Source organism: Paraburkholderia phosphatilytica, from assembly GCF_003443895.1.
Taxonomy (GTDB): Bacteria; Pseudomonadota; Gammaproteobacteria; order Burkholderiales; family Burkholderiaceae; genus Paraburkholderia; species Paraburkholderia phosphatilytica.
Genome location: NZ_QQOA01000003.1, coordinates 300,352 through 325,792, shown reverse-complemented (window position 1 = coordinate 325,792; position 25,441 = coordinate 300,352). Strand labels below are relative to the sequence as shown.

20 protein-coding genes and 1 pseudogene are annotated in these 25,441 nt (G+C 66.5%); 7 read left to right on the top strand and 14 right to left on the bottom strand.

What is annotated here, in order from left to right; translation table 11 throughout:
- Positions 1–30: 30 nt before the first annotated feature.
- Entirely contained in the window at positions 31–1,467 is a 1,437-nt protein-coding gene (locus DVS29_RS04995; RefSeq protein ID WP_118179316.1) for an aminotransferase-like domain-containing protein, read from the bottom strand.
- 120 nt (positions 1,468–1,587) lie between these two features.
- Here DVS29_RS04995 and DVS29_RS04990 point away from each other — a divergent pair, with 120 nt between their 5' ends.
- Entirely contained in the window at positions 1,588–2,514 is a 927-nt protein-coding gene (locus DVS29_RS04990) for a DMT family transporter (protein WP_118179315.1), read from the top strand.
- On the opposite strand, the gene DVS29_RS04985 is transcribed toward DVS29_RS04990, so the two are convergent.
- The 5 genes and pseudogenes from DVS29_RS04985 to DVS29_RS36815 all read right to left on the bottom strand — a co-directional run bounded on the left by DVS29_RS04985 (position 2,486) and on the right by DVS29_RS36815 (position 7,620).
- Complete coding sequence (locus tag DVS29_RS04985; RefSeq protein ID WP_118179314.1) at positions 2,486–3,247, bottom strand: ABC transporter permease; 762 nt, start codon at positions 3,245–3,247, stop codon at positions 2,486–2,488. The genes DVS29_RS04990 and DVS29_RS04985 overlap by 29 nt on opposite strands.
- Positions 3,244–4,230 (bottom strand): ABC transporter ATP-binding protein, encoded by a 987-nt coding sequence (locus DVS29_RS04980; protein WP_118179313.1) that lies wholly within the window; start codon positions 4,228–4,230, stop codon positions 3,244–3,246. The genes DVS29_RS04985 and DVS29_RS04980 overlap by 4 nt, the downstream gene beginning before the upstream one ends.
- Before the next feature lie 132 nt (positions 4,231–4,362).
- Positions 4,363–4,596 (bottom strand): hypothetical protein, encoded by a 234-nt coding sequence (locus DVS29_RS04975; protein WP_118179312.1) that lies wholly within the window; start codon positions 4,594–4,596, stop codon positions 4,363–4,365.
- Between the two features lie 1,143 nt (positions 4,597–5,739).
- A pseudogene (locus tag DVS29_RS04965) lies at positions 5,740–7,155 on the bottom strand (aldehyde dehydrogenase family protein).
- Between the two features lie 213 nt (positions 7,156–7,368).
- Positions 7,369–7,620: a hypothetical protein gene (locus tag DVS29_RS36815; RefSeq protein ID WP_124800598.1), complete on the bottom strand. Its 252-nt coding sequence runs from the start codon at positions 7,618–7,620 to the stop codon at positions 7,369–7,371.
- A gap of 472 nt (positions 7,621–8,092) precedes the next feature.
- Between DVS29_RS36815 and DVS29_RS04960 the strand changes: the two genes are divergently transcribed.
- Both DVS29_RS04960 and DVS29_RS04955 read left to right on the top strand, forming a co-directional pair.
- A complete protein-coding gene (locus DVS29_RS04960) occupies positions 8,093–8,599 on the top strand; it encodes a hypothetical protein (RefSeq protein ID WP_118179311.1) in 507 nt (168 codons plus the stop codon).
- Positions 8,600–8,697: 98 nt separating this feature from the next.
- A complete protein-coding gene (locus DVS29_RS04955) occupies positions 8,698–9,006 on the top strand; it encodes a hypothetical protein (RefSeq protein WP_118179385.1) in 309 nt (102 codons plus the stop codon).
- Positions 9,007–9,136: 130 nt separating this feature from the next.
- Here DVS29_RS04955 and DVS29_RS04950 read toward each other — a convergent pair whose 3' ends face one another.
- The 4 genes from DVS29_RS04950 to DVS29_RS36810 form a co-directional block, all read right to left on the bottom strand.
- Positions 9,137–12,223 (bottom strand): efflux RND transporter permease subunit, encoded by a 3,087-nt coding sequence (locus DVS29_RS04950; RefSeq protein WP_118179310.1) that lies wholly within the window; start codon positions 12,221–12,223, stop codon positions 9,137–9,139.
- A gap of 10 nt (positions 12,224–12,233) precedes the next feature.
- Positions 12,234–13,397, bottom strand: coding sequence for an efflux RND transporter periplasmic adaptor subunit (locus DVS29_RS04945; RefSeq protein ID WP_240655461.1), 1,164 nt, complete (start codon positions 13,395–13,397; stop codon positions 12,234–12,236).
- A 168-nt stretch (positions 13,398–13,565) separates the two neighbouring features.
- On the bottom strand, positions 13,566–15,089 hold the full coding sequence (locus DVS29_RS04940) for an efflux transporter outer membrane subunit (RefSeq protein WP_118179309.1): 1,524 nt from the start codon (positions 15,087–15,089) through the stop codon (positions 13,566–13,568).
- Positions 15,090–15,211: 122 nt separating this feature from the next.
- Positions 15,212–15,442 carry a hypothetical protein gene (locus DVS29_RS36810; RefSeq protein ID WP_124800597.1) on the bottom strand — a complete coding sequence of 77 codons (231 nt, stop codon included), beginning with the start codon at positions 15,440–15,442 and terminating at the stop codon, positions 15,212–15,214.
- 205 nt (positions 15,443–15,647) lie between these two features.
- Here DVS29_RS36810 and DVS29_RS04935 point away from each other — a divergent pair, with 205 nt between their 5' ends.
- Complete coding sequence (locus tag DVS29_RS04935; protein WP_118179308.1) at positions 15,648–16,046, top strand: VOC family protein; 399 nt, start codon at positions 15,648–15,650, stop codon at positions 16,044–16,046.
- A gap of 110 nt (positions 16,047–16,156) precedes the next feature.
- The gene (locus DVS29_RS04930; RefSeq protein ID WP_420816070.1) at positions 16,157–17,983 is read left to right on the top strand and encodes a S10 family peptidase; all 1,827 of its coding nucleotides are present in this window, start codon (positions 16,157–16,159) and stop codon (positions 17,981–17,983) included.
- A gap of 42 nt (positions 17,984–18,025) precedes the next feature.
- Here DVS29_RS04930 and DVS29_RS04925 read toward each other — a convergent pair whose 3' ends face one another.
- From DVS29_RS04925 to DVS29_RS04915, 3 genes are all read right to left on the bottom strand, one after another.
- Positions 18,026–19,381: an ATP-binding protein gene (locus tag DVS29_RS04925; RefSeq protein ID WP_164707844.1), complete on the bottom strand. Its 1,356-nt coding sequence runs from the start codon at positions 19,379–19,381 to the stop codon at positions 18,026–18,028.
- Positions 19,382–19,545: 164 nt separating this feature from the next.
- Complete coding sequence (locus DVS29_RS04920; RefSeq protein WP_118179306.1) at positions 19,546–20,082, bottom strand: chromate transporter; 537 nt, start codon at positions 20,080–20,082, stop codon at positions 19,546–19,548.
- Positions 20,079–20,738 carry a chromate transporter gene (locus DVS29_RS04915; protein WP_118179305.1) on the bottom strand — a complete coding sequence of 220 codons (660 nt, stop codon included), beginning with the start codon at positions 20,736–20,738 and terminating at the stop codon, positions 20,079–20,081. Before DVS29_RS04915 ends, DVS29_RS04920 begins: the two co-directional genes overlap by 4 nt.
- A 359-nt stretch (positions 20,739–21,097) precedes the next feature.
- Here DVS29_RS04915 and DVS29_RS04910 point away from each other — a divergent pair, with 359 nt between their 5' ends.
- Positions 21,098–21,703, top strand: coding sequence for a DUF1007 family protein (locus tag DVS29_RS04910; protein WP_118179304.1), 606 nt, complete (start codon positions 21,098–21,100; stop codon positions 21,701–21,703).
- Between the two features lie 29 nt (positions 21,704–21,732).
- Positions 21,733–22,893 (top strand): nickel/cobalt transporter, encoded by a 1,161-nt coding sequence (locus tag DVS29_RS04905; RefSeq protein ID WP_240655460.1) that lies wholly within the window; start codon positions 21,733–21,735, stop codon positions 22,891–22,893.
- 50 nt (positions 22,894–22,943) lie between these two features.
- Here the strand turns inward: DVS29_RS04905 and DVS29_RS04900 are convergent, their stop codons facing one another.
- Positions 22,944–25,391, bottom strand: coding sequence for a TonB-dependent receptor (locus DVS29_RS04900; RefSeq protein WP_118179302.1), 2,448 nt, complete (start codon positions 25,389–25,391; stop codon positions 22,944–22,946).
- Positions 25,392–25,441: the final 50 nt, after the last annotated feature.

Here is a 25,441-nt window from a genome sequence, read left to right as displayed (position 1 = left end):
GCGCGCTTTGCTTTGGGTTGCTTCGCTGCGTCAGCCGCGTTCGCGTCGCGCCGCGTTCATCGCGCTCGCCAGCGCGTCGAACACTTTCGGTTGTGCGCACTGCGAAGCATTGAAGCGCAGATATCCGCTCGCCGACTGCGACGCGCTGAACACGTTGCCCGGCGCGAACACCACGCCGTCGTCCGCGAGCGCCTTGCGCGCGACGTGGGCCGCGTCGAGTCCGTCAGGCAGCATCGCCCACACGAACATCCCGGCGCGCGGCGGTGTCCACACGTCGAGACCCGCGGACAGCAACCGGCGCGTCATGCCGCTCATCGCGTCGGCGAGCTTCGCGCGCAGCGCTTCCAGATGCCGCCGGTAGGTGCCGTCGACGAGCAGCCGGTGCACGACCGACGCCGCCAGTTGCCCGTTGCCGAACGACGTCGCGAGCTTCAGGTCGACCAGCGGTTCGAGCCAGTCGCCGCGCGCGGCGATATAGCCGCAACGCACCGCGGCGGACAGCGTCTTCGAATAGCTGCCGACGAGGATCACGCGTTCGAGTCCGTCGAACGCGGCGAGGCGCGGCGCGGGATCGCTGTCGAAGTCGGCGAAGATGTCGTCTTCGACGATCAGCAGATCGTGCTCGCTCGCGAGCTTCAGCAACCGGTGCGCGACCGCCGGCGCGAGACTCGCGCCGGTCGGATTGTGCAGCACCGAGTTCGTCACGTAGAGCCGCGGACGATGCTCGGTCAGCACGCGCTCGAACTGCGCGAGATCGGGCCCGTTCGGCGTATACGGCACGCTGACCACGTTCGCCCGATGCGCGCGCAGCAACGCGCGAAAATTGAAGTAGCACGGATCGTCGATCACGACGGTATCGCCCGGCTCCAGCAGAAAACGGCAGACCAGGTCGAGCGAATGCGTGCCGCCGTCGGTCAGCATCAGCTGTTCCGGCGTGACCTCGATGCCGTGCTGCCCGACGCGCCACGCGAGCTGCTGGCGCAACGCGGGCAGGCCGTGCGGCGACGCGTAGTCGGTCAGCAGTGCGTCGGCATCGCGGGCCTGCGCGCGCATCGCGCGGCGGATTTCGTCGGCCGGCAGCCACGATGCCGGCAACCAGCCGCAGCCGGGCTTCAGCGCGTCGCTGCCGCTGTCGAGCGATTGCCGCGTGAGCCACAGCGGATCGATCTCGCGATCGAGCCGCGGCCCGAGATCCGCGAGTGCAAGCGGCGGCGCGTGACCCGACACGAAGAAACCGGAGCCGCGTCGCGCCTCGATCACGCCTTCGGCCACCAGCCGGTCGTACGCATCGACGACCGTCGATTTCGACACGCCGAGGCTGTCCGTCATCGAGCGGATCGACGGCACGCGCGCGCCTGGCGTCAGCGCGCGGCTCGCGATGCGCTGCCGCAGCGTGTTCATCACCCGCGCGACCCGGGTGCCCGCCGCCGCGCGCGGCGACGGCAGATCGAGGTTGTCTTCGGCCATCTGTACTGCTCCAGGATAAGTACAGTTTGTGTGAATCGTACTGGTTTGTAGCTTACCTTTTTCGGGCGATGGGTGGACACTGTCGATCTGTTTCTTCAATCCGTCGTTCAAGACCCCGAGATGAACCGAACCACCAACGGCTGGCTTTCCGGCTTCGCCGGCGTGCTGATCTTCAGCGCGTCGCTCCCGGCCACCCGCCTCGCCGTGCAGGGCATGCACGGCTTCGATCCGCTGTTTCTGACCGTCGCCCGCGCCACCATCGCGGGGCTTTTAGGCCTGCTGCTGCTCGTCGCGTTTCGCGAAGCACGGCCGGCGAGGCGCGATGTGGCGCCGCTCGTCGTCGTCGCGCTGGGCGTGGTGGTCGGCTTTCCGCTGCTCACCGCGCTCGCGCTGCGGCACATCACGTCCGCGCACGCGGTCGTGTTCATCGGCTTGCTGCCGATGTCGACGGCGATCTTCGGCGTGATCCGCGGCGGCGAGCGGCCGCGTCCCGCGTTCTGGCTGTTCGCGGCGCTCGGCAGCGCGGCGGTGGTCGCGTTCGCGATGCGCAACGGCGTCAGCGCATCGCCGCTGGGCGACGCGCTGATGGTCGCGGCGATCGTCGTGTGCGGGCTCGGTTATGCGGAGGGCGCGCGGCTGTCGCGCCAGCTCGGCGGCTGGCAGGTGATCTCGTGGGCGCTGGTGCTGTCGCTGCCGGTGATGGTGCCGCTCGCGGTGTGGGCGCGGCCGGCGTCGTTCGCGCAGATTGGCGTGGCCGCGTGGGGCGGGCTCGCGTACGTGTCGCTCTTCAGCATGCTGATCGGCTTCGTGTTCTGGTATCGCGGCCTGGCGCTCGGCGGCATTGCGAGCGTCGGGCAGCTGCAGCTGCTGCAGCCGTTCTTCGGCCTGCTGCTGTCGGCGCTGTTGCTAGGCGAGCGGATCCCGCCTTCGATGATCGTCGTGACGACGGTGGTGGTGGGCTGCGTGGCGCTCGGGCGCCGCTTTGCGAAGCCGCCCGCGCCGCGGGCGACGACCGTGCTCAGTTCTTCAGCCGGTAGCCGGTCTTGAAGATCCACGCGGTGATCGCGAGGAACACCGCGAGGAACAGCGCCGTCATGCCGATGCTCACCGACACGTCGACGTCGGCTTGACCGTAGAAACTCCAGCGAAAGCCGCTGACGAGATAGACAATCGGATTGAACAGCGTGACGATCTTCCACACGGGCGGCAGCATTTCGACCGAATAGAAACTGCCGCCGAGGAACGTGAGCGGCGTGATGATCAAGAGCGGCACCAGCTGCAGCTTCTCGAAGCTGTTGGCCCAGATGCCGATGATGAAGCCGAGCAGGCTGAACGTGACCGCGGTGAGCAGCAGGAACAGGATCATCCACACCGGATGCTGGATCTGCAGCGGCACGAACAGCGCGGCCGTGGCGAGAATGATGAGCCCGAGCAGCACCGATTTGGTTGCCGCCGCACCGACATAGCTGACCACGATCTCGAGATACGACACGGGCGCGGACAGCAGCTCGTAGATCGTGCCCGTGAAGCGCGGAAAGTAGATGCCGAACGACGCGTTCGAGATGCTCTGCGACAGCAGCGACAGCATGATCAGCCCCGGCACGATGAACGCGCCGTAGCTGACGCCGTTCACTTCGCGGATGCGCGAGCCGATCGCGGAACCGAACACGACGAAGTAGAGCGAAGTGGAGATCACCGGCGCGATGATGCTCTGCATCAGCGTGCGCCACGTGCGCGCCATCTCGAAGCGGTAGATCGCGCGGATCGCGTAGAGATTCATCGCCCGGCCACCTGTCCTTTGCGTTCTTCGGCGCTTGCCGCTGTGTTTGCTGCTGCCGCGGATTCCTTGCCGACGAGACTCACGAAGATGTCTTCGAGCGAGCTCTGCGTGGTCTGCAGATCCTTGAAGCCGATCCCGGCGTCGTTCAGATCCTTGAGCAGCGTGATGATGTCGTTGTGTTCGCTTTCGGCGTCGTACGTGTACGTGAGCTCGTTGCCGCCTTTCGCCAGCTCCAGATTCCAGCCGGCGAGCGCGGGCGGAATCGCCGCGAGCGGCGCTTCGAGCTGCAGCGTCAGCTGCTTGCGGCCGAGCTTGTGCATCAGCACGGCCTTGTCTTCGACCAGCATGATCTCGCCACCGTTGATCACGCCGATCCGGTCCGCCATCTCTTCCGCTTCGTCGATGTAGTGGGTGGTCAGGATGATCGTCACGCCGCTCGACTGCAGCCCGCGCACGAGGCGCCACATGTCGCGTCGCAGTTCGACGTCGACGCCCGCCGTCGGTTCGTCGAGAAACAGGATCTGCGGTTCATGCGCGAGCGCCTTCGCGATCAGCACGCGGCGCTTCATGCCGCCCGACAGCGTGATGATCTTGCTGTCGCGCTTCTCCCACAGCGACAGATCGCGCAGCACGCGCTCCACGTATGCGGGATTCTTCGGCTTGCCGAACAGGCCGCGGCTGAACGACACGGTGGCCCACACGGTTTCGAACGCGTCGGTGGTCAGTTCCTGCGGCACGAGCCCGATCAGCGAGCGCGCGGCGCGGTAGTCCGTGAGGATGTCGTGACCCGCGACGTGCACGCTGCCTTCGCTCGCGTTGACGATGCCGCAGATGATGCTGATCAGCGTCGTCTTGCCCGCGCCGTTCGGCCCGAGCAGCGCGAAAATCTCGCCGCGGCGGATCTCCAGATTGATGTGCTTGAGCGCACGGAACCCCGATGCATAGACTTTCGAGAGGTTCTCGACGGACAGGATGGTTTGCATGTGCGAGACGATACCAGAAGCCCGCAACCTGCATCGGCTGACGCCGCGTAGTTTCAGGTGTGGGGCGGGGGGTTCACTTGGCGCGTATCGCGCGGCCTGCTTCGCGCGATCTTCGCGAGTTATCAGGCAGGCTCAGTTCACCGGCCGTCGCAGCCGGTCGACTTCGCGCAGGATCGTCTCGCGATGCGTATGCAGGTCCTGGAGGGTCTTGTCCATTTTCGCGATCAGCGCATCGCCGTTCTCGACGTCGCGGCCCTCCACCTGGCGGCGACGGATCTCGGCGATCTCGCGGTGCAGCCTGCGCTCGGCGTCGGCCATCTGCTGATCGGTCTTCTGCAGTTCTTCCAGCTGTTCGATCACATTCATCTGCTGTCGGCTCCCATCTTGCGAACGACCAGTATAGATGCGTTCGCTTGCGCTCCGCGCCATCCGGGGCGGGTTGCGGCGCGCTGCCGCGGTGCGGCTTCGGGCCCGATTCGCCGAACTGCGCCCGCAATCCCCGTTGTTTCGACCGATTGGATCGGCGCACGTGCCGCTACACTGCTTTCCATGGTGCAGACGGTTGTGAGCCCATCGCCGCGGTCATCCCCCCGCGTCGCGCTGTAGACAACCTCGTAGCAGGTAGTCGGAAGTCGCTGGCAGTTGGAGTCGGGCAGTTGTCGTTTGTGGTTTGTGATTCGTGGTTTGCAGGTCGCAGGTCGTAGTCAGACGTGGGAGTGGAAGTCGTGGTCGAAGTCGCCGTTCACGCAGTCAGGATGCACGCAGTCGCAGTAGTGGTCGTAATCTCGGTCGTAGTCGAAGTGGTCGTACTGGCAACATCGGCAGGTGGATTAAAGAAGTCGTGGTAGCGGTCGTAAATGCAGTTGTAGTCAGCATCAGGTGTTGAGGTTGGTCGCAGTGCGCAATACGCGGTAAGCAGTGGAAGGGATGAGGCTGGTTGAAGTAGTGGTTTGCAGTAGCAGTAGCGGTTGAAGTAGCAGTAGCGGTTGAAGTAGCAGTAGCAGTAGCGGTAGCAGTTGCAGTCGAAGTACCCGCAGCAGGGATGGCAACAGCGCTGGCAGTGCAGGAGCGCCATCTCCAACGAGCCGCGCCAGGTCAGGCGGCCGATGAACAGCAGTCCGGAAGGGGTTGGGTGCAGTCGTCGTATCAGGACCGGAAGTCGCAGTACGCAGCATCGCGGTTGAAGTGGCAGCAGCGCAGTCGTATTCGCAGGTTTGTATTCGAAGTCGCAGTCGCAGTTGAAGTTGAATTCGCGGTTCAAGGTTCAAGTCTCGCAGCAGTACCGGTAAGCCATACCCCCTGTCAGAACGCATCAACGCAGCACGCGGTAGCCGTAACCCGTAACAGCATCTCGAAGCAGCGACGCCAGCAGTGGCCGTACCAGCGTCGCGGTTGACCCGTAACACGCAGTCAACAAGCAGCAGCGGTACCCGGGCAGCCTCGTCTGCCCGCTAAAAGCCCTGTCCCGTTGGGACCAGGGCTTTTTTATTGCCCGCCGGTGTCACCCGTTCAAAGCGTGATCGACTTGTACTCGAGGAATTCCGCGAGGCCCGCCGGGCCGTATTCGCGGCCGTTGCCGGAGCGCCTGTAGCCGCCGAACGGCACCATGATGTCGAGCATCGCGCCGTTGATCCGCACGGTGCCCACCCGCAGACGCGCCTCGCGCGCGCTGTGTCTGCGGACGCGACGTAGGCTGCGAGACCGTGTTCCGAATCGTTCGCGATCGCGACCGCTTCCTCTTCGCCTTCGTACGGAATCATCGCGAGGACCGGGCCGAAGATTTCTTCGCGCGCGACCGCCATGCCGTTGTGCACGTCGGCGAATACCGTAGGGCCGCGCGTAGTAACCGCGCTCGATCGATGGCGGCCGTCCGGGGCCACCCGCCACGACGTGCGCGCCATGCTCGATCGCCGCGCGGATCACCTGCTGCACGCGCTGATAGTGCAGGCGGCTCGCGATCGGTCCCATCTTCGTGTCCGGATCGGCCGGGTTGCCGACGGTGATCGCATTGGCCGTTGCCGCGGCGATCTCGACCGCCCGCGCATACGATGCCGCCGGCACCAGCATGCGCGTCGGCGCGATGCAGGTCTGCCCGCTGTTCGCCATGCATTGGCCGATACCCGTCATCACGGCGGTCTGCAGATCGGCGTCGTCGAGAATCAGCAGCGCGGACTTGCCGCCGAGCTCCTGCGTGATGCGCTTGACGGTGGGCGCCGCATGGATCGCGACGTCGACGCCGGTGCGCATCGACCCGGTGATGGACACCATGTCGACATCGGGATGCGACGCAAGGCGCGCACCGACCTCGCGTCCTTCGCCGAACACCAGGTTGAACACGCCGGGCGGCGTGCCCGCGTCATGCATGATCTGCGCGAACAGCACCGCGTCGAGCGGCGCGATTTCAGACGGCTTGAGCACGACGGTGCAGCCGGCCGCGAGCGCGGGCGCGCGCTTGGCCGCAATCTGATTGAGCGGCCAGTTCCACGTCGTAATGAGCGCCGCGACGCCGACTGGCTCGCGGCAGACGGTGCTCTTCACGTGCTGCGTCTCGAACTGGAAGCTGCGCAGCGTTTCGACGGCCGCCTGCAGCTGCGCGAGGCCGATCGGCACCTGCAGGGTTTTACAGAGCGTGACTGGCGCGCCGATCTCGCCGCGCACCGCATCGGCCAGCTCGTCGACGCGCGCGCGGTACAGTTCGATCACCCGTTCGAGGAGCGCGATCCGCTCGTCGCGGCTCGTTTCGGACCACGATGGAAACGCGGCCGAAGCGGCGGCGACCGCGCGGTCCGCGTCCTTCGCGGTACCCATCGCGAGCTGGGCGTAGCGGGTTTCCGTAGCGGGATCGATCAGGTCGATCATGGTGTTGCCGGAACACGGCTCGACCCAGCGGCCGTTAATGTAGAAGCTGTGCAGTATCTTCGTCATGCTGGTGTTTCCTCCGTGAGCCTGGTGAAACGGGTGAGCCTGGTGACTGCGCGGTGCACCTCGGCGCGGCCGGCGCGCGAACCGGGCGATGCGGTCATGAGTCGCGCGATTCGGTATTCAACGGCCGATGATTCGATTGGATTGTTTCCCTGAGCCGATTCAGAATATTCCGCGCGCGAAATAGCCATTTCCATTGGCACTCGGGATGATTCGTCATTGCGAACGGATTTCACGGGCGAATTTGCGGGTGTCAGACGGGTCGATTTGAATATCCGGCTTTGAGAATTCGTTTGCTGTGGCGATGCGACGCGTGGTCGCCAGCCATTGAGAATTGCGCGGAAAACGTGATGAAACGGTGGTGTGCAGGGTGATGCCCGATATCGGACAGTTGTGTTTTCTCGGAAGGGGCAGGGTGATTCGATAAAACGATTTTGCATAATTGGATTTGTTTCGTTTTCGCGTCATGCATCTTCCCATAAATGTTTTTCTTTTGATCGACTTAATATTGAGATAAAAGGTGAGAGAGCGTGAAAATCATCGATCAATATCGGGTGCGGTCTAATCCTGGCTATCTGGATCAGATAATCCGTTGCGGCGGTGGGAGCGGTCGTCGGCGGCGCGGTTCGACGCGGACCGGTGTGCCGCGGTAACTCCCAGTTACGAAACTCGGGGTGCTGTTGCACATGTGTCCCGGCACCGCTTCTAAACTGCGCTGCATCGCTCCACTGGGCGGCGGGTCTCGCCAGCTCCACACGTGACTCCGGTCCCGTGCGCGCAGCGTTTCCCCAGTGAGCTATCCACGGCGAATTCCGGCCGCGACGATCCTCGATCGATTTGCGCGGATTCGCTCGTTGCGTCCAGACGTGGTGTCGCGGTAACGGTCACGCGCATGCGCGGTGGGAGAAGGAAAATTCATGACGAGCTTCGGAGCACGAGGGTGGTGAGACGATCCGCGCAAAGTCGGCGCGCGTCGGTCCTCACGCCACGCTGCCGTCGTGCGAACGATCTGCTGGTCGAGGCGCGCAGCGCCGCGCTGCATCGCTACGAACGGCTGACGCGCGCGTTCGAGGCGATCTACCTGTGCTGCATCGACATCGCGACCGCGCAGCAGCAGGAACTCGCGCCGACCGGACACCCGCAGCGCAAGCTCGTCGATGGCGCGCTGCTCGTCATCGACCTGCCGGACGACGAAGCCGTCGCGATCGCGCGGCTGCTGCGCTGGTGCCGCTTCGAGGTCGCCGTGGACGACGAGCCGGGCACGCCCGAAGCCGCGTGCGAACTCGCGCTGAAGGTGCTGCAGCTCACGATGGCCTGGCACGAAGCGCAGACCGCCCAGACGCGCAAACCGAAGGCCGCAAAAAGCGCGTCAGGCACGGGCGAGACCGAACCCGACCGTCGACGCACGCGCGCGCCACGCCGCCGCGCGGGGCAGGGCGATAGCTGACGCCGGCGCGCCAATCCGTCGCATTGCTTCAGAAAAGGGCCCGACCAAGCCGGATCGCGTTCTGCTAGCATGGTTCGATGTGGACGATGGAGGTCGACATGGCTACTTTTGCTATCGATGGCGTACGCATCAGCCCGTCAACGGATCGCGTTACCCATGTCCGATGGGGCCCGATCGACGCGAAATCGCATGACTGGCTCTCCCCGCCGCAGATATCCGATATCGACGCGGTCGTGCAGGCGATCCATGCCGGCGAAATCGTCTGGTCCGTCTACACGCTTGGCGGGCGACGCTACCTCGGGCCGAAGATCAAGGCCGTCGCGCACATGGCAGGTCTCGACGGCATCGACACCGACGTGCCCGACGGCCACGTCGAGAAATGCATCGACGATCTACCCCGCGTCTAGTTTTCCCGAATCCCCATAAGAAAATGCCCGGTGCATGACTGCACCGGGCATTTCGTACGTCCCTGCCGGTTTGCTCGTGCTCGATTGACCGGGCGGGCTTCGATCGCCCGCGCCGGTCCATCGTTGCGCGTCAGGTATTGTTCAGACCCGCTTCCGGCGAATGCGGCGCATGGCCTGCCGCGCGCGCTTCCTTGTGGTGGTCGGCGGCGAGCAGCATGTACATCGCCGGCACGACGAACAGGGTGAACAGCGTGCCGATCGACAGACCCGTGAAGATCACGAGACCCATCGCGTTGCGGCCCGCGGCGCCGGCGCCCGATGCGATCACGAGCGGCAGCACGCCCAGCACCATCGACGCGGTCGTCATCAGGATAGGCCGCAGCCGCACGCCGGCCGCTTCCTCCAGCGCCTGACGTTTCGTGCGTCCCGCGCGCTGCAGCTCGTTCGCGAACTGCACGATCAGGATGCCGTGCTTGGACACGAGCCCCATCAGCGTGACGAGCCCCACCTGCGTGTAGATGTTGAGCGTCGTCAGCCCGACGTTGATGAAGATCAGCGCGCCGAAGAGGGCCATCGGCACCGACACCAGGATCACGACCGGATCGCGGAAGCTCTCGAACTGCGCGGCGAGCGCGAGGAACACGATGATCGTCGCGAACATCAGCGTGATCACGAAGCCGCCCGATTCCTGGATGAACTGCCGCGACGGTCCCGAGTAGTCCACCGTGTAGCCGCTCGGTGCCGCCTGCGCGGTCGCCTTGCGCAGGAACTCGAGCACCTGGCTTTGCGACACGCCCGGCACCGTGACGCCGGAGATGGTGGCCGAGTTGAGCTGCTGGAAGTGGTTGATCGATTCCGGCACGACGGTGTTCACGAGGTGCGAGACCGTGGACGCGGGAATCACGCTGCCGTCCGGCGTGCGCAGGTAGTAGTCGAGCACCTGCGACGGATTCAGCCGGTCGATCTGCAGCACCTGCGGAATCACCTTGTACGAACGGCCCGCGATCGAGAAGTAGTTCACGTAGTTGCCGCCGAGCGCCGCGCCGAGCGTCTGGCCGATATCGCTCTGCGACAGGCCGAGCGACGCGAGCTTGTCGCGGTCCACCATCACGGTGGCCTGCGGCTTGTCGATCTTCAGGTCGCTGTCGACGAAGAAGAACATGCCGCTTTCGCGCGCCTTCTGCAGCACCGCCTGCGACACTTCATTCAGGTTCTCGAACGGCTCCGTCGACGTGATCACGAACTGCACCGGCAGACCTTGCGAGCCCGGCAGCGGCGGGAACTGGAACGCCGCGACGCGCGCGCCGGCAATGCCGTTCCACTTCTGCTGCAGCTCCTGCTGCAGCTGCGTCGCGCTCTTCTTGCGCTGGTCCCACGTCTTCAGCAGCACGCCGCCGATACCCTGGTTGAGCGTCGGCTGGCCGGTCAGCTGGAACATCTGCGAGTACTCGGGAATCGCCTTCGAGATGTTGAACACCTGGTCCGCGTACGTCTGCATCTGCTGGATCGTCGCGTCGGGCGGCCCCTGGATCTGCGACAGCACGATGCCCTGGTCCTCCTGCGGCGCGAGCTCCGAGTTCGACGTCATGAACAGGTACACGGTGCCCGCGAGCAGCAGCGCGCCCATCGTGACGAACACCGGCCACGTGTCCAGCGTGCCGCTCAGCAGACGCCCGTAGCCGCGGTGCACGCGGTCGAACTGACGGTCGATGAACTGCACGAAGCGCCCGGACTCCTGTTCCGCGCGGAAGAAGCGCGAGCACATCATCGGCGACAGCGTCAGCGCGATGATGCCCGACACCGCGACCGAACCGGCGAGCGAGAACGCGAACTCGGTAAAGAGGGCACCCGTCAGGCCGCCCTGGAAGCCGATCGGCACGTACACCGCGATCAGCACGACGGTCATCGCGAGAATCGGGCCGCCCAGTTCGCGCGCCGCCATGATCGACGCTTCGAGCGGCGTTTTGCCTTCCTCCTTCATATGCCGGTCGACGTTCTCCACCACGATGATCGCGTCGTCCACCACGAGGCCGATCGCTAAGACCAGCGCGAGCAGTGTCAGCAGATTGATCGAGTAGCCGAGCATCTGCATCACGAAGAACGTGCCGATCAGCGACAGCGGCATCGCGACGATCGGGATGATCACCGCGCGCAGGCTGCCGAGGAACAGGAAGATCACGATCGTCACGATCACGAGCGCTTCGACGAGCGTCTTCACGACCTCGCTGATCGCGGTGTTCACGAAGTCCGTCGCGTCATACACGATGTCGCCCGTCATGCCGGTGGGCAGCTGCTGCTGCAGCGACGGGAACAGCGTGCGCACGCGCTTCGCGACGTCGAGAATGTTCGCGTCCGGCGCGACCTTGATACCGATGAACACCGAGCGCTTGCCCGAGAACGCGACGTTGAAGTCGTAGTTGTCCGCGCCGAGCGTGACGTTCGCGACGTCTTCGAGGCGGACGATCGCGCCGCCCTTCTGCTTGACGACGAGCTGCTTGAAGTCGTCGACGGTATGCAGATCCGTGCCGGCGTTCAGGTCGACGCTCACCATCTGGCCTTTGGTCGTGCCGAGCGTGGCCAGGTAGTTGTTATTGCCGAGCGCCGTGTACACGTCCTGCGCGGTCACGCCATGCGCGGCCATGCGGGTGGAGTCGAGCCACGCGCGCAGCGCGAACTGCCGGCCGCCGAGAATTTCGGCGGTCTGCACGCCTTCCACCGAATCGAGCTTCGGCTTCACGACGCGCAGCAGGTAGTCCGTCACGTTGTTGCTGGGCAGCACGTCGCTGTAGAAGCCCATGTACATCGCGTCCGTCGTCTGTCCCGTCTGCACCGTGAGCACCGGCTGCTGCGCTTCGGGCGGCAGCTGGTTCTTCACCGAGCCGATCTGCGTGTTGATCTCGGTGAGCGCGCGGTTCGCGTCGTAGTTGAGGCGCAGCGTCGCGGTGATCGTCGACACGCCGGTCGTGCTGGTCGACGACATGTAGTCGATGCCCTGCGCCTGCGCGATCGCGGCTTCGAGCGGCTGCGTGATGAAGCCCGCCACCGTGTCGGCGTTCGCGCCGTAGTACGCGGTGGAGATCGTGACGACGGCGTTTTCCGTCTGCGGATACTCGCCGACCTTGAGCGCGAACAGCGCGCGCATGCCAAGCACGAGAATCAGCATACTGACGACCGATGCGAGCACCGGCCGCTTGATGAAGATATCGGTGAAATTCATCGTTACGTGCCTATTGTTCCTGGGGCGTCGGGTTCGGGCTGTCGGTGGGCTGCACGCTGTTGTTGATCACGAGCGGCGTGCCGTTCTTCAGCTTCAGCTGGCCGCTCGTCACGACCTGTGTGCCTTCGGTGATGCCCTTCAGCACGGCGACCTGGTCGCCGCGCGTCGGGCCCGGCGTCACGAACACCTGCTGCGCGATTGGCATCACTTTGCCGTTCTTGTCCGGCGTCGTGCCGGGCTTCGCGACGAATACGGTGGCGCCGTACGGGTTGTAGGTGATCGCGGTCTGCGGCAGCGTCAGATAGCGCTGTTCGGTGCCCGCGTCGATCTTCACGTTCGCGTACATGCCGGGCAGCAGCTTGCGGTCGTGGTTGTCGACCGCGGCTTCGATCTGCACGTTGCGCGTGTTGCTGTCCACCTTCGGATTGACCGACAGGATCTTGCCCTGGAAGAGCTTGCCGCCGAACGCGTTGGTGTCCACGCTGATCACCTGGCCGATCGCGATCTGGCCGAGCTGCTGCTGCGGCAGGAAGAAGTCGGCGTAGATCGGGTCCACCGCCTGCAGCGTGACGATCGCGTCGCCCGGGTTGATGTACTGGCCCGGGTTGACGGTGGTGATGCCGAGGCGCCCCGCGAACGGCGCGCGGATCGTCTTCTTGTCGACCAGCGCGGCCTGCTGCGCGACCTGGGCGAGCTTGCTGCGCAGATCGGCTTCGTCGGAATCGAGCTGCGCCTTCGCGATCGCCTTGATGTCGTACTGCGCCTTGTCGCGGTTGTAGACGGTCTTGGCCAGATCGGCTGTGGCCTGCAGCGAATGCAGCTGCGCGACGTCGGTATCGGCGTTCAGCTGCACGAGCACCTCGCCGGCCTTCACGTCTTCGCCAGACTTGAAGTTGATCTGCCGCACGAGCCCGGCGACTTCAGTGGTCACGTCCACGCCGCGCACCGCGCGCAGGCTGCCCACCGCGGAGAGCTGCGGCTGCCAGGTCTGGTAGCTCGCGTTGACCGCCGTCACGGTGGCGGGCGGCGCGGCGTTCGACGCCATGAACTTCGCGATCATGTGCGCCTTGAACAGGTTGAAGCCGACCAGGCCGGCGAGCAGCACGCCGACACAGATCAGCATGATGATCATCCGCTTCGTCATCGAGGGCTTCTTGCGGGGTTTGTCGCTCATCGTCAGGTCCTTCCACGGCTTGGGGCAGGTTGCCCGGTTTCTTGTTGTGCGCGTAAGACGTTGGCGTCCGCCGGCGCGCGTCGTTGCGTTTCGGTCGACCGGCGTGATGATTCGCGCCGGTCGTGCGTGTCGATCAGGCCATGCGCCCGGTTGTGCTCATCGCGCCGCTCATTGCGTCGTACCCGTCGCGGAGGCGGGCGTGCCGGCGGCCGGTGTCGCGGCGGCTTCGTTCCACCATCCGCCGCCGAGCGACTGGATCAGCGCCGCTGTGTCCGAATAGCGCGCTGCACGCGCCTGCGCGAGATTCACCACCGCCTGCTGGTACTGCCGCTGCGCGTCGAGCAGCGACAGGTAGCTCACGCCGCCGATCTTGTACTGCCCCTGGGTGAGCTGGAGCGAATCGCTCGCGGCCCGCCACGCGTCGTCCTGCGCCTTGAGCCCGGTCGCGTCGTGATCGAGCGCGCGCAGCGAGTCGGCGACGTTCTGGAACGCCTGCAGCACCGTCTGCCGGTACTGCGCGGCCGCTTCGTCGTACGCGGCCTCCGCCGCGCGCTTCTTCGCGAGCAGCTGGCCGCCGTGGAACAGCGGCGCGGTCAGCCCGGCGCCGATGCTCCAGATCGTATTGCCTGCCTGGAACGCGCCGGCCGGAGTCAGCGCCTCGGTGCCCCAGCTTGCCGTGAGGTTCAGCTGCGGGTACATCGCGGCGGTCGCGACGCCGACCTGCGCGCTCGCCTGATGCAGCGTCGCGTCCGCGGCGAGGATATCGGGCCGCTGGTGCACGATCGACGACGGCACGCTCACCGGCACCGTGTCGGGCAGCGTGAACATGTCGAGCCGGAATTCGGGCAGCGAAGCCTCGCTCGGCAGCCGGCCCGCGAGCATCGCGAGCTGGTCGCGGGTCTGGTCGAGCGACTGGCGCAGCGGCGGCAGCGTCGCGCGGGTCTGCGCGACGAGCGTTTCCTGCGACAGCACCGACGTGCGCGCGACGCCGCCGAGCGCGAACTGCTGTTCGAGCACGTGCAGCTGCTGCGCTTCGGCGTCCGCGATCTGCTCGGTGGCCTCGATCTGCGCGCGCAGCGACGCTTCCTTGATCGCCGCGGTGACGATGTTCGACGTGAGCGTGAGCCAGGTGGCCTGCAGCTGCCAGCGCTCGTACTCCTCCTGAGCGCGCGACGCTTCGACGGAACGGCGCGACGCGCCGAACACGTCGAGGTTGTACGACACGTCGATGCCGGTGTTGTACAGGTTGAGGTCTTCGGTCAGGCCCGGCTCGCCGAACGTGACGCCGTTGATCTTCTCGCGCGTGGCGCCGAGTTTCCCGTCGACCTGCGGCAGCAGCGACCCGCCGACCTGCGCGAGGTAGGTCTGGTGCGCCTGGCGCAGCGCCGCCTGCGCGGCGGCGAGGTTCGGGCTGTTCGCGAGCGCCTCGCGGATCAACGTGTCGAGTGGCGCGCAGTGATAGAGCGACCACCATTCGGCCGGGATGTCGGCGCCCGGCGCGAAGCGCTGCGCGGCACCCGATGCGCCCGGCGCGGATGCCGTCTGATCCGGCATCGGCTGGGCGGTGAAGCTGTCGGTCGTGGGCGCGTCCGGCGTCCGGTAGTTCGGGCCCACCATGCAGCCGGCGAGCGCCGCGCATCCGCACAAGGCACCGGCGAGGCGCCATGCGGCACGTCGGGAGAGTGGCGTCATCGATCGAGATTCGGATTGGGTAACTTGGGCAGTGGAAGTCACAGGCATGACGGCGAAGCGCGCAAAAACGTGACACACAACATGACGAACGGAAGACAGGCGAAACGACGCCGGATCACACTTTATTCCAGTTGGAATAAAACTGGCAATGCCGGCACGAGCTTACCGGGAGTTTTTGTTCGCGCGTAGAGAAAATGCGTAGAGTCGCGTAATTGCGTCAGCGGCGATCTACGACGGGCCGCGTCCATTGACAGGAGCGCGAATCGATGTACAAAGCGGACGCGTAAAACATGGGCGCGCAACGGCTTTTCGTTTGACAATTCGATGGCATCGACCCAGCTGGCATCGGACATGCAGGGCGGCTTGGGTGAGTGTCTGGTGAGCGCGAAGTGAGCGACATTCGCTGCGCGTGCAACCATACGGATATTTAAGTATTCGCTGAAACGTGGCGATGTCTGCGTGCCTCCGCGTCCGGCGCGGCGCGCCACGGTCACACTGCGAGCGCGCCGCGCGCGATTTGCCTACACTGGCCGTTTCGCCTGCACAGGACTTCGCATCATGTCTTTCACGATCGACAGCCTCGACCATCTCGTCCTCAATGTCGCCGACGTCGAAGCGAGTGCCGCGTGGTACGCGCGGGTGCTCGGCATGGAGCGCATCGACTTCGATGCGCGCACCGGCAAGCGTGTCGCGATGCGTTATGGCAACCAGAAGATCAATCTGCGGCCGAGCGACGGCGATCCGGTCGCGTGGTTCACCGGCGTGGCGCCGGTGCCGGGCAGCGCGGATCTGTGCTTCGTCACGCGCTCGCGTCCCGAAGACGTCGCCGTGCACTGGCGCGCGCTGGGCGTCGGGATAGAAGCGGGACCGGTGCCGCGCGAAGGCGCGCGCGGTGCGATGACCTCGGTGTACTGCCGCGATCCGGACGGCAACCTGATCGAGGTCGCGACTTATTGAGGTTGCCGGGCTGGGCGCTGAGCCGGGCAACGAGCTGGATACCGAGCCGCACTTCGAGCGGCATACTGAACGACGTTATAGATACTTGCGGCTTCTTGCCGGGGACATTCATGGGCGATCGAATCGCGGGGCGACGGGTATCGGGCGATGGGCGGCAGCGCTCTCTCGGCGTGCTGCCGGCGCTGCTGGCATGCATGCTGACGTTCGCTTGCGGCGTGCTGCCGGAGCGCGCAATGGCGAGCGACGCAGCATCGTCTTCGACGACGCCGGCGGCATCGTCGGCGTCTTCGGCGTCAGCCGCAACGGCTGCGCCCGCCGCGGCAACCGCCAATGCACCCGATCGGTCACACGCTAGTCGCGCATCGCGCGCCAGCGCGCACGAAGCGTCATCGAGCGAAGCGCCCGACGAACAAGACGAGCACGAAAGCGCCGACGATGCGCAGCACGCCTCGCCGCACACTGGCGCGGGCATTCCGGTTCCGCCGGAAGCCACGTCGGTCACGCATCATTCGATGAAGGCCGACGGACGCCGGCTCGACTACACCGCGACGGCCGGCAACCTGCTGTTGCGCAACAGCGCCGGCGACGCGCAGGCGAGCGTGTTCTACCTCGCCTACACGCTCGACGCGAAGGACACCGCGACGCGTCCCGTCACGTTCCTGTTCAACGGCGGCCCCGGCGCCGGCAGCGTGTTCCTGATGATGGGCTCGTTCGCGCCGAAGCGCGCGCGTACCGCGAGCCCCACGCCCACCGGCCCCGCGCCGTACACGCTCGCCGACAATCCGGACACGCTGCTCGCCAGCACCGACCTCGTATTCGTCGATGCGGTCGGCACCGGCTTTTCGCGCATCGTCGGCCATGCGAGCGGCAAGAACTTCTACGGCGTCGACGGCGATCTCGACGCGTTCGACCAGTTCATCGAGCGCTACCTGACCGTCAATCACCGCTGGAACTCGCCGAAGTATCTGCTCGGCGAGTCGTACGGCACCACGCGCGCCGCGATGCTCGCGTACCACCTGAGCCAGCACAACGTCGCGCTGAACGGCGTGATCCTGATGTCGTCGGTGCTCGATCCGGGCTCGTCGGATCCTGGCCTCGACTTCAGGTACGAAAGCTATCTGCCGAGCTACGCCGCGATCGCGTGGTATCACCACAAGCTGAACCCGATGCCGCCCGATCTGCCGGCCTACGTGGACGAAGTGCGTGCGTTCGCGCGCGGCCCGTACGCGCAGGCGCTGGCGCAAGGCGACGCGTTGCCGGACGCGCAGCGCGACGAGATCGCCGCGCGTGTGGCCGCCTTCACGGGGCTCGACGCGCGCTATGTGAAGGAGGCGAACCTGAGGATCTGGCCGTCGCGTTTCCGCAAGGAACTGCTGCGCGATCAGTCGCGGCAGCTCGGCCGCTACGACGCGCGTTTCGAAGGCATCGATCACGACGATGCAGGCGAGGAGCCGGACTTCGATGCGTCGGTGCCGGGCGTGTCTGACGCGTTCAACGCGGCGCTGCACGAGCTGCTCGCGAACGACCTGCATTACGCGCCGCAGGACCGCTACCGTGTGTTCAACGACGACGCGCTGCGCCAATGGGATTCGAAGCACCGCGCGCCGTGGGGCGAGCATCTGACGCTGCCGTATGCCGCAGGCGATCTGGCTCAGGCGATGCGCGAGAATCCGCGGCTGCGCGTGCTGTCGCTGAACGGCTACTACGATCTCGCGACGCCGTTCTTCGCGACCGAGTACGCGCTCGCGCACATGTCGCTGGACCGGACGCTGCGCGGCAACGTGCAGATCCGCTACTACGACTCGGGGCACATGATCTATCTCGACGATGCGTCGCTGCATGCGATGCGTGTGGACCTCGAGCGGTTCTACGCGCAGAAGAGCAACGGCAGTGACAGCGCCAATACGGGCGGCGGTGCGGTCAGGCCGGGTGGTTGAGCGGCGGTTTTCTTGCTGAAGGGCTGCGTGCGCAGGATGCGTTCATCGATCCGCCAGCCGCTCTGAAGAAGCCGCAACCGGTACGTCGATCGTTACCCGCAGCCCGCCTTCGGGGTGATTGTTCAGCCCGCACGTACCGCCGATGCTGCGCGCGAGCCGCGCGACGATCGCGAGCCCCAGCCCGCAGTGGTCTTTGCGCGTGTCGTCGTTCGCATTCAGGCGGACGAACGGCTGCAGCGCGCGCGGCAGATCGTCCGGCGCGATGCCCGCGCCGCAATCCCGGACCTCGATGCGCCACGTGTCCTGCGTGCGCGTCGTGAGGATGTGCGCCGGGGGCGCGCCGTGTTCGAGCGCGTTGTCGATCAGGTTCGTGACGAGCCGGTCGAGCGTCGCGCGCGGCAACGCGAAACCATTCCCGGCGTGCAGGTTCAGCGCGATCAGCGCCGCGTCGTAGCGCACCGCGTGCTCGCGCAGGAACGCATCGACGGAGACCGGCGGATCGTCGGCGGCGGCTTCGCCCGCGTATTCGTGCAGCTTGCCCACGAACGCGCCGAACGCATCGATATCGCCGATGAACGCGTCGCGCATCGCGGTTTCGTCGATCGCGCGCACGCGTTGCGCGAGCCGATCGAGCGGCTCGCTGAGCCTGGCCGCGACGGCGGCGAGCGTCTCGGCTTCATCGCGATTCGCGTGGCGGCGGCGCGCCTGCATCTCGTCGAGCGCGGCGTGCAGACGGCGCAGCTCGCTCGGCCCGCGGACGCTGCGGGCGTCACGATGAAGTGCTTCGCAGGCCTGCGAGCGGGAGGCGCTACGTTTTTCGGCGCCCGTCTCGCGCAGCCCGCAGGTCAGCCCGCCGAGCGCGCGCCACTGCGACAGCGCGAGCAACGACAGCGCGATCACCGCGCTGCCCATCGACAGCATCACGACGATCGCGCGCGGTACCGAGCGCACGTCGACCGGCGCGACGATCCACGACGGATCGTCCGGGTTCGCGGCGCGCAGGAGCGGTGCGCGGGGCGGAGCGGAGTTCATGCCCGCGTTGTCGGCGTCGGCGTTGCTGTCGGCGCCGTCGGCGCGATAGCTCGCGGCGACGAAACGCGGGCGCAGATCGACGAGGCGCGGCCGCGCGTCGATCGCGCGGCGCGCCGGCAGCGCGACCGGCGCGGACGTGGTGAAATCCACGGTCATGGGCCCGGCCGAACGCGCATCGGCAGGCGTCGCGCCGAGTGCGTCGTCGACGGTGCGCAGCGTCTCGGCGGTCGCGCGTTGCGCGGCGTCGTCCAGGAGGGCCGACTCGCTCCACGCGATCATCATCCAGCCCGCATGGAGCGCGAACAGCACCGCTGCCGAGAGCAGCAGCATCCTGGCGAAGAGCGTGTCGAGCGACCGGGCGAGCATTCTGTGTGCGATGACCGTAAGCATGACGAGGACGGAAAGCGGGAACGTGACGTTTGCGCCGATGATGATCGCGGCAGCCGTCCTCGCGCGACACGCAGAATACCCGAGCGCCTTCGCGAGTGCTTACCAAGTCTTACCTGGACGGTAAGGATCGTGCGCGGCACTCAGACGAAGCCGGCCGCGTGCAGCGCGAGGAATGCCGCCGCGCCGCCCACCACGAGCACGAGCGCGTGGATGCGCGTCGTCATCACGAGCACCGTCGAGACGATCGCGATGGCGCGCGCGAGCCAGCCGCCGTCGAGCCCTTTCAGCAGCACGTAGACGGCCGCCGCGATCATGCCGGCCGCGACCGGCCGCAGCCCGCTTTCGAGCGCCGTCAGCCAGCGCGCGCCGCGGTGCCGCTTCCACAGATGCGCGACGCCGTACATCAGGAACGCGGTCGGACCGAACAGGCCGAGCGTCGCGGCGAGCGCGCCCCAGAAGCCGGCCACCTGCCAGCCGATCAGCGTCGCGAGCAGCGAACCCGGGCCCGGCGCCATCCTCGCGATCGCGAAGTCGTTGACGAACTGCGCGGTGGTCATCCAGTGATGGACGTCGACCACCTGGCGCTGCATGTCGGCGATCACCGTCTGGCCGCCGCCGATCGTCACGATCGACAGCGGCGCGAACACGCCGAGGAGGGCGAGGAGGCGGCCGTTCATGCGTCGTCGTCCTGCGTGGTGTCGTTCGCGCCGGCCGTCTCGCCGCGATCGCCGGCGCCGTTCGCGTGCGCGAGCCGCCGGTATTCGACGCCGATGCTGAGCGCCGCGACCGCCAGCACGACCCAGACCGTCGGCCAGTGCAGCAGGCCGATCGTCACGAACGTGACGGCCGTGAAGACGAGCGGCAACACCCGCCGCGGCAGCCGGCGGATCGCGGTCAGCGCCATCGCGAGCGACAGCCCGATCGCGCCGGCGGCCGCGCCGGCCAGCGCGATATGTGTGACCGGGAAGCGCGACAGCGACGCGAACAGCACGCCGAGCACGACGATCACGATCGCCGGCGGGAAGATGATGCCGCTGAAGCCCGCGATCGCACCGGCGCGGCCGCGCATCCGGTAGCCGATCCAGATCGCCATGTTCTTCACGTTCACGCCCGGCAGCGCCTGCGACAGCGACAGCCCGTTGAGGAACTCCTCTTCGCTGAGCCAGTTGCGCTGCTGCACGAACTCGCGCAGCAGCCACCCGGAGAGGCCGCCGCCGAAGCTCGTCAACCCGATGCGGGCGAAGATCAGGAACAGCTGCAGCGCGCTCGGCGCGGGCGGCGTGGATGAGGCGGGCGACGGCGTCGGCGCGGAAGCCGGGGTGGGGGCGGGCATGGTGGCGACGGTGGTCCGGGGGCGGCGCGAGTTTGATAAATAAAGTGGAAATGAAGGGGAAATGAAGGGCGGCGGGCGCCGGTGCCGCGCGATCGCCGATTCTAGCCTGTGCGCCGGGCGGCACGCTGTGGCGCGGGCAAGGACGAGTCACGGGCGGGCGAAGGGGGCAAAAAATTGTCCCGGCTGCGCTGCATCGAATGCACAGCGCGTGGGACAATGCGTGCCGTCGCGCGGCGGCCCCGGCCTGCCGCTTTCACGTGGCTTGCGGCGCATGAGCGTCCCGCCCATCGCGACATCTTGCGCCTGTCCCGCACGCTGGCTGGCCGCGCGCTACGACCGACCCTACGCATGGCATCCAGATGAAGTCCGTTTTCCGCCTGACCGCACGCGTTGCGCGGCTCGCCGCCGCCGCTGCGTGGTGCGTCGCGACCGCCGCGAGCGCGCATCCGCACGTCTGGATCAAGTACTCGGCGGCGGTGCAGATGCACGGCGCGGCGATTGTCGCGGTGAGCGAGACCTGGCTGTTCACCGAAGGCTTCCCGGTGCAGCTCGCGGGCATCGATTCGCTGCCGGACAACGGGCCCGTCGGCCCCGCGCAGACAAAGATTTTCCACGACCAGGCGTTCCAGTCGCTCGCGGGCGCGGGCTACTTCAGTCATCTGTTCGTCGACGGCAAGCCGCAGACGTTTCGCGATCCGGGCGACTTCCGCGTGTCGGTTGTCGGAGGCAAGATCCAGTACGCGTTCACGCTGACGCTCGCCGCGCCCGTTACGGTGACCGGCCATCAGGTCGAGCTCGGCATCTGGGACGATTCGTTCTTCGTCGACTACGAACCCGATACGGCAAACGCGATTACGCTGGCCGGGCATCCGGCGGCCAGCTGCACCGCGAAACCGTTCGCGGACCGCGCGCATCCGATCTTCGGCGGCATCGTGATCCCTCAGGCAACGGCGCTTTCATGCTAGCGATTCTTCAATCGTGCCGGTGGTGCGCCGTGATCTTCGCACTCGCACTTGCAACGACATCGGGCGTCGCCCTGGCCGCAACCTCTGTGGTGGACGTGTTCGGCCGACCAGTGGCGCCTGCAGCAGCATCCAGTACGAACGCGGCGCCTGCCGTCGACGTGTTCGGCCGTCCCGCAGTGACACCAGGCGGAGCCGGCGCAGCAGCTGAGGCACCCGCGCCGGTTCAAACGAAGCCCGCATTCGTGCTGCCCGAGCCGGTGCGCCAGGTGCTGTTCGCCGCGATCGTGTGGCAGGGCCGGCTCAACGCGCGCATCGAAGATGCAGCGGAACAACTACGCCGTCACGACGCGAATGCCGGCGAGTGGCTCACGCTGCTTCTGATGTCGTTCGGCTATGGGGTGCTGCATGCGGTCGGGCCGGGGCACGGCAAGCTCGTGGTCGGCACCTGGCTCGGCTCGCGCAACGCGCGTATCGCGCAGGCGTTGATGCTGTCCGGCTGGACCGCCGCCGTGCAGGCGCTGAGCGCGATCGTGCTGGTGATCGGCGCGGTGTGGCTCGCGCGCGCGGGCGTCGGCGGGGTGCTGGCGCAGGCGGAATCGCTCGAGATCGTCAGCTATGCGCTCTTGTGCATCGCGGGCGGCTGGACGCTGTGGACGTCGCTCACGCGCCGCGACTGCTGCTTCGATCCGACCGCGATCGAACTGGTGCCGAAGGGGCCACTGCCGCGTGAGTCGGGCGAGATCAGTTACCTCGGCGCGAAGCTGAGCCAGCAGCGTACGCGCAACCAGCGGCGCGGCCTGCTATCGCGCTCCGTTCCGGTTACGGCGGATGGCGCAAGCGCAAACAGCTCGCCCTGGACGCAGCTGCTCGCGACGGGTTTCGCCGCCGGCGTGCGGCCCTGCGCGGGCGCGATCTTCGTGCTGGTTGCGTCGGTGGGCGCGCACGTGCCATCGATCGGCATTGCCGCGACCTTCGCGATGGCGGCGGGCGTCGCGCTGACGGTGACGCTCGTCGGGCTCGGCAGCGTCGGCGCGAACCGGCTGCTGGTCGCGCGTTCGCTGCGCTATCGCTCGCGTGTGCGCAGCGCGCAGCGCTTCGTCGCGATTGCGGGCGCGACGCTGATCGTGCTGTTCGCGCTCGCGCAGCTTGCGTTGCTGCTCGGCGGGTATGTCGAACCTACGCTTACCTGATTATTGCTTTCGCGTGTCGTGCTCCGCATCGAACGGAGCACACGCAAAACTCAGAAGTGCTTCGTGAGCCCCGCGTAGATCGCGCGCTGCGGGCCATACTGCGGCGCGCCCACGCCGATCCCCGAACCGTCGCGCAACTCGTATACGCGGTCGAACGCGTTGACGAACACCACGCGCGCATCGAACTTCCCGATCAGCGGCTCCTGGAAATGCTGCGTCACGCCGAGGTTGATCTGCGCGTACCACGGCAGCTTGTCGGTATTCGCGAAGCCCGCGCGCAGCCCGCTGCCGACAATGCCATCGAGGCTGAACAACGTTCGCCCAAGCGTATATGAACCGCCGAACGACGCGGTGATGCGCTGGTCGTGATCGAGATAGACGTAGTGGTTCGCGATGTACGCGAGCTCGTCCGGCGAGAAATTGAACTGCGCCGAGTCGACGTTCGTGCCTTCCGCGCGGCTGTATGCAACGTTCAGATACGCGGACACGTTGCCCTGCCGGTAGTTGGTCGTGAACTCCACGCCGTATACGTGTCCTTCCGCATAGTTGAACGGCGTGTAGATCAGCGCGGCGCCGAACTGGCCTTCGTCGAGCAGTTGCGTGGCCTTCTTGTAATACGCGTCGAGCCCCACGGTGAGCGCCGGCGTGAGCCGCTGCGATACGCCGATGTCGAAGTAGTGATCGCGCTCCGGCTGCACCGGGTCGTTCTGCGTGACGGCGCTCTGGTTGGTCGTGCCGTTGAAGCGGCTGATCGTGGAATCCGACACGAGCTCGAACGCGGGCGGCGTGAAGTAGCGCGCGTAGCCGGCGTGGAAGGTGGTCGCACTGGTCGGCTGCCAGACGATGCCGATGCGCGGGCTCAGCTGGCTCACGCTCACGTACTCGTTCATCTTGTCGTAGCGCACGCCGTAGTTCAGCGTCAGCTTGTCCGAGAGCTTCCATTCGTCCTGCACGTACGCGCTCGTCAGATAGCCGGTCTTGCTGGCCGCGTCGTTGATGTTGAACGGCACGTCTGAAAGTTGATTCCCGTCGGCATCGGCGGGGAACACCGCGACGCTGTCGTCGAACACCGCGTGCTCCTGCTGGAACCAGATGCCCGCGCGCAACGTGTGGTTGTCGCCCAGGCGCCAGGTGGTGTCGGCCTGCACGCCGTTCGCCTGGTTGCTGTGGAAGTCGGTCGACGCGACGCCGTTGAACATCAGGTCGCCGACCGGATCCGGATTGAACTGTGTGCGCGTGTAGCGCGTGAAGAACGCCACCTGATAGTCGAGCGCATCGCCGTTCGTGCCCTGCAGCGCGACGAGCGCGAAGTTGTTCAGCTCCGACTGCGTTTCGTTCAGGTTCGCCGAGTTGAACGTCGAGCTGCCGTTCAGCGTGAAGTTCGTCGGCAGGCCGGGTGTGTTCGGCAGCTCGAACTGATTCGAGGTCGCGCCGAACATCACGCTCACGCGCGTGAACGGGTTCAGCAGATACGACAGGTAGCCGAAGCCGTCGCCCTGGCGCGTGTGATCGTGCAGCGGGCTGCCGTCGCTCGTCGGCGCTTCGATGCCGAGGTTGTTCTCGCCGAGCGAGCCGGTGAAGTAGTAGCTGAGCGCGCCGCTCGAACCGAACACGTCGGCGCTCGTCTGGATGGTTTGATGCGAGCCGCCGTACACGTCGATGGAGCCGCCGCTCTGGCCGTTGCTCGCATCGCCGGATTTCGTGCGGATATCGACGATACCCGCGGTGCGGTAGCCGTACTCGGCGGGCAGCGCGCCCGTGATCAGGCTCACCTGATCGATGATCCGCGTATCGAACGACTGGCCGAAGCCGCTGATCGGCTCCGGCACGATGATGCCGTTGATCCGGTACTGCAGGTCCGCGTGGTCGCCGCGCACGTGCAGCTGACCGTACGAGTCGTTCGCGACGCCGGGCGCCTGCAGCAGCACCTGGTTGAGCGGCGTGTTCTCGCCTTGCGGCATCGCCTCGATGTCCTTTTCGCCGATGCGGTACACGCTGCTGCCGGTCTCCGGCGACAGCCCGTTGCGCGCGCGGTCGAGGCGCTGCGCGGTGACCGTCACGTTGAGCGTGCCGTCGGCCGTCGTGCTGGTGCTCGCGCTCGACGCCGACGACAGCGTGACGTCGAGCGCGACGCCGTGGGTCGCGTCGAGCGTCGTCGCGGTGTCGTTGTTCGCGTAGCCGGGCGCGGCGATTTCGGTCATGTAGGCGCCGCGCGGCACGCCGTCGAACGAGAAGCGGCCGTCTTCGGCGGTCGTCGTGCTGCGGCTCGTGCTGGTTCGCGTATCGCGCAGCGTCACGTCTGCATGGGCAACCGGTTTGCCGTCTCGTCCCGTGACGAGGCCGCGCACCGTGCCGGCGGGAGCGGACGCCACGGTCGGGCTGACGGCGGGGTGGACGGGTGTATCGACGGACGCACCGTCGGCGGCGAAAGCGTGGCTCGAAAGCGCCTGGGCGAACAGCAGCGCCGCGGCGCGGGACAAAAGCGTGCGGTGGTTCATCGTTGTCGTTGTCTTTGCTGGATGCGGGAGGGTGGTCTTCGGAAATGTTA